Origin of the sequence: Acidocella sp. (assembly GCF_013044125.1) — a bacterium.
Taxonomy (GTDB): domain Bacteria; phylum Pseudomonadota; class Alphaproteobacteria; order Acetobacterales; family Acetobacteraceae; genus Acidocella.
Window position 1 is genome coordinate 1 of the sequence record NZ_JABEVC010000169.1, and the last position, 7,218, is coordinate 7,218.

A 7,218-nucleotide genomic window follows, 5' to 3' on the forward strand; every position below is an offset into this window, starting at 1 on the left:
GGTCAGCACCACGTTCAGCCCGACCAGCAGCAGGTTGAGGCCGATGACCGCGCCCAGCAGGACAAACGCGGCCCAGCGCTCCTGCGAACCGAAATACGGCTTTGCCAGGCTCCAGGCCTCACCCAGCCCGGTGAGGAAGTTGGTCATGGTGTGGCGCATGGTATTACTCCGCCTGGGTCAGGCGCAGGCGGATCACGCCGCGTGCTTCCGCCGGAGGAACCGGCTTGCCTTTGCGCAGCAGTTCGATGACCCCGGCCTTCGCCAGGCGTTGCGCCGCGAGGCGGATGGGCGAGAGACTGGCCCGCCATGCCGTGCCCGGCGGGTTGCCGGCCAGGGCGCGGGCGGCTTCGGTTGGGGAGATGGATTTTTGTGCGTCCTTGCCCGTCAGCAGGGAGAGAATCGCTTGTTCGGCGGGGTCTGAGCTCATACCCTGGCTTATGCCCAAAGCCAGGGTGAAGCGAAAGGCGCTTGCGGTTATTTAAGATGTTCGCGCGGGCTGGCGGCAAGCATCGCGGCGATCTCGGCGGCGGCAACGGGCTGGCTGAAATATGGTCCCTGACCTTCATCGCAGCCGATCTCGCTCAGCAATGCCAGCTGCGCCTCGCTCTCCACGCCGTCAGCCAGCACGGCGCAGCCCAGCGCGTGCCCCGCCTTTACCGCCGCCTGCACGATGGCGGCATCCGCGACGCCCTCGCCCAGATTGTGGATCAGCGAGCGATCCAGCCGCAGGGTGGCGATGGGCAGGCGCTTGAGCGCGCTCAGGCTGGCATAGCCGGTGCCAAAATTATTGAGCGCCAGCCGCACGCCCAGGCCCTGCAACGTCCTCAGAGCAAACACATTGTCGTCGTTATCGTCGATCAGCATGGCCTCGGTCAGTTCCAGCTCCAGCCGCTCCGCGGGCAGGCCCGATGCGCTGAGCGACTCCAGAAGCTGGCGGATCAGCCTGCCGCCCTGCATGTGGCGCTGGGAGAGGGTGAGCGCCACCGAAAGATCACCTGGCCAGCTTGCCGCCTGCATGCAGGCCTGTTGCAGCATCCAGCCGCCGACATCGTTGATGATCTCCGAGTGTTCGGCGATGGGCATGAAATGCGCGGCGGCGATGAGCCCGCGGCGGCTGTGCTGCAGGCGGATGATTGTTTCCGCGCCGCGTATGTAGCCCGTCCGCAACGAGACCAGGGGCTGGTATTGCAGCACAAACCCGCCGGAGAGCAGCGCCTGGCGCAGCCGTTGGGTTATGCGCCGGCGTTCGGTGATCTCACGCCGCGCGGTGCGCTGGCGCAACTCACGTGCCGCGTGCGGGGCGGATTCCGCGGCCAATATGGCCTCAGCGGATGATTTTGATGCGTGCGGCATGGGGGATGGTGCAGGTCATGCCGGGAAACTGAGACGAGAAAGTTAAGACCTCGAAAATGTTATTTTTATAAATTTAGGCAAGGTTTCGCAGGAGGCTCCGACAAGGCAGTGGTCCGGGCCCTACACGGCGGGCAGGTTGGCGCGGTCCATTTGTGGCAGCAGCGCCCGTGCCAGGCCCGCGAAGCTGGGGCCGGTGCCGTAATGCCGGGCGATGTAGGCCAGCGCGATGCCGGGCGGCGGCGGCGATGCCAATTGCTTCAGGATCGCGCGGGCAAATTGCTCCGGCGCCTTGGCCTCGATGAAGGGGCTGGCGGAATCGGGAGCGAATCCATCCAGGCTGGCGGGCGTGGCGACGGTGAACAGCCCGTGGCGGGCATAATCCAGCAGTTTGATCTTCAGGCCCGAGCCGACTCGCAACGGCGCGATGGCGAGGCTGGCGCGGTGCAACAGCGGGGCGATATTTTCCACCCTCCCGAGCCGGGTCACCCCCTCGGGCACGCTGCGCAGGGCAGGGCCGCAATTGCCGATCAGGTCCAGGGTGAGCCCTTGCCCGCGCAGCCGGGGCCAGACCTCGGTAAAAAACCAACGCAATCCGTCCAGGTTCGGCAGCGAGGCACTGCCGATGAACACCAGCCGCCCTGGCAGCTTCCCGGTACCGGGCGGCGAGATGGCGGGCGTTGCCGGCATGGGCAGCAGGAATACGTTTTGCGCGGGGCACATCAGGCTAAGAATTTTTGCCTCTTCGGGCTGGATGGCGGCGATATGCCGTGCCCTTGCGGCCAGCACGGCCTCATCCTCGCGGCTCAGCTGCGCGGGCTGCACACGGTAACCGGCGCTGCGCAGGGCCCGGTGACGGCGGTGGAACAGATCGTGCGTGATCAGCACGCTGTTCAACCCAGCGAGGCCGGAGGCGGCCAGTACCGGGGCGCGGAAGATCGTGTCGATCAGCAGAGCGTCGGGCGGGTGGCGGGCGGCATAGCGGGCGCACCAGGCGGCATCGGCCGGAGAGGTGAAGTCACCCAGCACCGTATCCGCGCCATGCCGCATGGCGCGGATTTTGGCGGCCAGAGCGGCAGGCAGGCGGCGCAACAGCGCGCATGCCGCACTGCGCAGCGCAACATGGGGAGAGGCGGCCACCACATAAGCGCCAAAGCTGCGGACATGCGGCCCGCAGACAGGCACGATACCATAGCGCTCAACCGCGCGGGACATGCGCCGCCCCACCAGCAGCACTTCGACCTCATGTCCCAGGTTCTGCAGCCATTCGATAATCGCGAAGTTCAGGGCCAGATGCCCGGCGGTGCCGGGTCTGGGCAGTTCATCGGTAACGAATGCGATCCGCATTGCGCTCGGCGTTGCGCGTGGCGCCGCGCGTCAGGCGGCGGTGTCTTGGGCGATGCCTTTTTCGTTCAGCAGGGCTTCCAGCTCGCCGCTCTGGTACATTTCGGTCACGATGTCGCATCCGCCAATGAACTCGCCCTGGATATAGAGCTGGGGGATCGTCGGCCAGTTGCTGAAGCTCTTGATGCTGTCGCGGATTTCCGGATTCTCCAGAACGTTGACGGTCTTGAAGGCGACGCCCGCATGCTTGAGGATCTGCACGACGCGCGCCGAGAAACCGCACTGCGGAAACATCGGCGTGCCCTTCATGAAGAGCGCAACGGGGGAAGAGTCGATAAACGACTGGATTTCGGCGAAAACAGGGTCGGTCATGGGGCGTAAAATTCCTTAATCGGGAGCGGCGGTTTGCAGGGCTAAAGCGTGGAGTGCGCCACCCATGTTGCCTTGCAGGGCGGCATAGACCATCTGGTGCTGGCGCACGCGGGAGATGCCGCGAAACGCCGCAGAGATGACCGTGGCGGCGAAATGGTCGTTATCACCGGCCAGATCCTCGATGGTGATGACAGCATCGGGAAATGCCGATTTGATCAGTGCTTCGATTTCACTAGCGGGCATGGCCATGTTTTGTATCCTTCAGGCGAACCACGCGGGGAAAAACCCCTCGTTGGCCTCGCGCAGTATTGACAACGATATGGCGACGCCGCCGGGCAGAGTCAAACATTCGTCGATGGTTGTATGGCCGATTTTTTGTGCCGGAATGCCGGCGGCAAAGGCGGCGGTGAGCAGGGGCTCCGCGTCCTCGGCCGCCAGAATATAGCGGGCCTGGTCTTCGCCGAAACAGAAGGCGGGGGTGGTGTCGGCCTGGGTGAGGTCCGCGCCGGTGTTCCCGGCCAGGGCCATTTCCGTTACCGCAACGAGCAGGCCGCCGTCGGAGAGATCATGGCAGGCGGCAACATTGCCTTGCAATATTTGCTCGCGCACGAAATCGCCGTTGGCGCGCTCGGCGGCAAGGTCCACCACCGGCGGGGCGCCGGTTTCCAGGCCGCAGATTTCGCGCAGATAGAGCGAGCGGCCAAGCTCGCCATAGGTCGCGCCGATCAGTACCAGATCCTGCCCGGGCGCAATGGCGATGCCGCGCGCCAGGGCGGCGTCTTCCAGCACGCCGACGGCGCCGATCGCCGGGGTTGGCAGGATGCCCTTGCCCTCGGTCTCATTATAGAGCGAGACATTGCCCGAGACGACCGGAAAATCCAGCGCGATGCAGGCCGCCGCCATGCCTTTGATGGCGCCGGCGAATTGCCCCATGATCTCCGGCTTCTCCGGGTTGCCGAAATTCATATTGTCAGTCACCGCGAGCGGCTTCGCGCCGGTGGCGGTGATGTTGCGCCACGCTTCGGCCACGGCCTGGGCGCCGCCCTGCTCGGGGTCGGCCACGCAGTAGCGCGGCGTGCAGTCGGTGGTGATGGCGAGCGCGCGGTTGGTGCCCTCCAGCCGTACGATGGCGGCATCCGACTCGGCGGGGCGCTTGACCGTCTGGCCGCCGACGGTGGAGTCGTACTGGTCAAAAATCCAGCGCCGCGAGCAAAGGTCCGGGCAGGCGATGAGTTTGAGCAGCGCCGCTTCCAGGCTCATGTCCGAAGAGACCGGGCCAAGCGGCTCTGGCTTAGGCGCCTCGATGTAGGGGCGGCGGTAGAGCGGCGCCGCGTCCGAGAGCGGTGCCAGCGCAATATCGGCTTCCACCATGCCCTTATGCATGACGACGATGCGCCCGGTATCGGTGATATGGCCGATGATCGCGTAATCCAGGTCCCATTTCTCGATGATCTGGCGCGCCATCTCGGAGCGCTCCGGCTTGAGCACCAGCAGCATGCGCTCCTGGCTTTCGGAGAGCATCATCTCATAGGCGCTCATCCCGGTCTCGCGCTGCGGTACGTCGTCCAGGTTAAGCTCGATGCCGACCCCGCCCTTGCCGGCCATCTCCACCGAGGAGGAGGTGAGCCCGGCCGCCCCCATGTCCTGGATGGCGACAATCGCATCCGTCTGCATCAGCTCCAGGCAGGCCTCGATGAGCAATTTTTCGGTGAACGGGTCGCCAACCTGCACGGTGGGGCGCTTCTCCTCCGAGGAGGCGTCAAACTCGGTGCTGGCCATGGTGGCACCGTGGATGCCGTCGCGCCCGGTCTTGGAGCCGACATACACCACCGGATTGCCGATGCCCGCGGCGGCGGAGAGAAAAATCTTGTCCTGCGCGGCGATGCCGACCGTCATCGCGTTGACCAGCGGATTGCCATTGTAGGCGGGGTGGAAATTCACCTCGCCGCCCACCGTGGGCACGCCCACGCAATTGCCATACCCGCCGATGCCGCGCACCACGCCGTCGACGACTCGTTTCGTCACCGGCAGTTTCGGGTCGCCAAAGCGCAGCGCGTTGAGGTTGGCGACGGGCCGCGCGCCCATGGTGAACACATCGCGCAAAATCCCGCCGACGCCCGTGGCCGCCCCCTGATAGGGCTCGATGAAGCTCGGGTGGTTATGCGATTCCATCTTGAAGATCGCGGCCATGCCCTCGCCGATGTCGATCACGCCGGCGTTCTCGCCCGGCCCGTGGATGACCCATGGCGCCTTCGTCGGCAATTCCTTCAGCCACACGCGGCTCGATTTATAAGAGCAATGCTCCGACCACATGACCGAGAAAATACCAAGCTCCGTGAAGCTCGGCACCCGGCCCATGATCTCCAGAACCTTGGCGTATTCCCCGGCGTTGAGGCCAAAGGATTTCGCGAGTTTTTCGTCAACGGGTTTCATGCGGCCGCCAGTGAGTCAAAAAGGGGTTTGCCGTCGGTGCCGCCCATCAGCGGGTCCACCAGGTCTTCCGGGTGCGGCATCAGGCCGAGCACGCGCAAATTGGGGGAATAAACCCCGGCGATGGCGCGCGCCGAGCCGTTGCGGTTTTCGTCATGGTAGCGGAAGGCAACCAGCCCTTCGCCCTCCAGCCGGTCCAGCGTCGCCTCGTCAGCTGTGTAGTTGCCGTCGCCATGCGCCATCGGGGCGCGGAAAACCTCGCCCTTGGCGTATTTGGCGGTGAATACCGTGTCGTTGCGCTCCACCTTCAGCATGGTGTCCATGGAGAGGAAGCGTAAGCCCGCGTTGCGCAGCAGCGCGCCGGGGAGCAGGCCGGTTTCGGTGAGGATCTGAAAGCCGTTGCACACGCCCAGCACATAGCCGCCGCGCGCAGCATGGTCGCGCACCGCGCGCATCACCGGGCTTTGCGCCGCCATGGCGCCGCAGCGCAGATAATCGCCAAAGGAGAACCCGCCGGGGATGATGACGAGATCAAGCCCGGTGAGATCGGTCTCCTTGTGCCAGACGATCCTGGGCTCGGTGCCAAAACTCTGGCGCACCGCGAGCACCATGTCGCGCTCGCGGTTGATACCGGGGAAGAGAAGAATACCAGCTCGCATCGTTTTGCTCCTACCCAGCGGGCGGGGTAATGTAAAACTTTAAAATCAACCGCTTAAGCGGCGATCTCCACCTTGAAGCTCTCAATGACCATGTTGGCCAGGAGTTTTTTGGCCATTTCCTCGGCCGCGGCCTTCGCGGCGGCGGGGTCGGTTTCGGCCAGTTCCAGCTCGATGATCTTCCCGGCGCGGACCTCGCCAACCTGGGCAAAGCCCAGATTGTTCAGCGCATGGCCGATGGCCTTGCCCTGCGGGTCCAGCACGCCGGCCTTCAGCATAACGGTAACGATGGCTTTCATCTCATAACTTTCGCAAGAGTTTTGGTCTAGACCGGCCGATTCACGTGCTCATGAAAACGCCGCGCGCTTTCATTCAAGCGCGATCGGACTGTCATTGCATCATCTCCGGGCCCTTCATGTCGCGCGTGCCCGCTTCGGGCAGAATCCCGAGGCGGCGGGCCACCTCCTGATACGCTTCCTCGATCTTGCCGAGGTCGCGGCGGAAGCGGTCCTTGTCCATTTTTTCGTTGGTTTTGGCGTCCCACAGCCGGCAATTATCCGGGCTGATCTCGTCGGCCAGGACGATTCGCATGTCCTCATTCTCGAACAGGCGGCCAAATTCAATTTTGAAATCGACCAAAGTGATGCCGACGCCCAGGAACAATCCGGTGAGGAAATCGTTGATGCGCAGGGTCAGGTGCACGATGTCGTCCATGTCCGGCGGAGTCGCCCAGCCAAACGCGGTGATATGCTCCTCAGCCACCATCGGGTCGTTGAGCTGATCGTTCTTATAATAATATTCCACGATCGAGCGGGGCAGGCGGGTGCCCTCCGGGATTCCCAGCCGCTGCGACAGGCTACCGGCCGCGACATTGCGCACCACAACCTCGATAGGAATAATCTCAACTTCTTTAATGAGTTGCTCGCGCATGTTCAGGCGGCGGATGAAGTGCGTGGGGATATTGATCTCCGCCAGCTTGATCATCAGGAACTCGCTGATACGGTTGTTCAGCACCCCCTTGCCGGTGATGGTGCCCTTTTTCTGGGCATTGAACGCCGTGGCGTCA

9 protein-coding genes are annotated in these 7,218 nt (G+C 64.0%); all 9 read right to left on the reverse strand.

Annotated features, from left to right (window positions below):
- Positions 1-163: 163 nt before the first annotated feature.
- Positions 164-427 (reverse strand): DUF3253 domain-containing protein, encoded by a 264-nt coding sequence (locus HKL97_RS10400; protein ID WP_291425072.1) that lies wholly within the window; start codon positions 425-427, stop codon positions 164-166.
- 47 nt (positions 428-474) lie between these two features.
- On the reverse strand, positions 475-1,317 hold the full coding sequence (locus tag HKL97_RS10405) for an EAL domain-containing protein (RefSeq protein WP_291425074.1): 843 nt from the start codon (positions 1,315-1,317) through the stop codon (positions 475-477).
- 156 nt (positions 1,318-1,473) lie between these two features.
- The gene (locus HKL97_RS10410) at positions 1,474-2,697 is read right to left on the reverse strand and encodes a glycosyltransferase family 4 protein (RefSeq protein ID WP_291425076.1); all 1,224 of its coding nucleotides are present in this window, start codon (positions 2,695-2,697) and stop codon (positions 1,474-1,476) included.
- A gap of 30 nt (positions 2,698-2,727) precedes the next feature.
- A complete protein-coding gene (gene grxD, locus HKL97_RS10415; protein ID WP_291425077.1) occupies positions 2,728-3,066 on the reverse strand; it encodes a Grx4 family monothiol glutaredoxin in 339 nt (112 codons plus the stop codon).
- 15 nt (positions 3,067-3,081) lie between these two features.
- Positions 3,082-3,315, reverse strand: coding sequence for a BolA family transcriptional regulator (locus HKL97_RS10420; RefSeq protein ID WP_291425079.1), 234 nt, complete (start codon positions 3,313-3,315; stop codon positions 3,082-3,084).
- A 12-nt stretch (positions 3,316-3,327) separates the two neighbouring features.
- A complete protein-coding gene (purL, locus tag HKL97_RS10425; protein WP_291425081.1) occupies positions 3,328-5,499 on the reverse strand; it encodes a phosphoribosylformylglycinamidine synthase subunit PurL in 2,172 nt (723 codons plus the stop codon).
- On the reverse strand, positions 5,496-6,155 hold the full coding sequence (gene purQ, locus HKL97_RS10430; RefSeq protein ID WP_291425083.1) for a phosphoribosylformylglycinamidine synthase subunit PurQ: 660 nt from the start codon (positions 6,153-6,155) through the stop codon (positions 5,496-5,498). The genes purL and purQ overlap by 4 nt, the downstream gene beginning before the upstream one ends.
- 53 nt (positions 6,156-6,208) lie before the next feature.
- Positions 6,209-6,451: a phosphoribosylformylglycinamidine synthase subunit PurS gene (purS, locus tag HKL97_RS10435; RefSeq protein WP_291425085.1), complete on the reverse strand. Its 243-nt coding sequence runs from the start codon at positions 6,449-6,451 to the stop codon at positions 6,209-6,211.
- 91 nt (positions 6,452-6,542) lie between these two features.
- Positions 6,543-7,218: phosphoribosylaminoimidazolesuccinocarboxamide synthase (gene purC, locus HKL97_RS10440; protein WP_291425086.1), on the reverse strand; the 676-nt coding region annotated here is incomplete at its 5' end.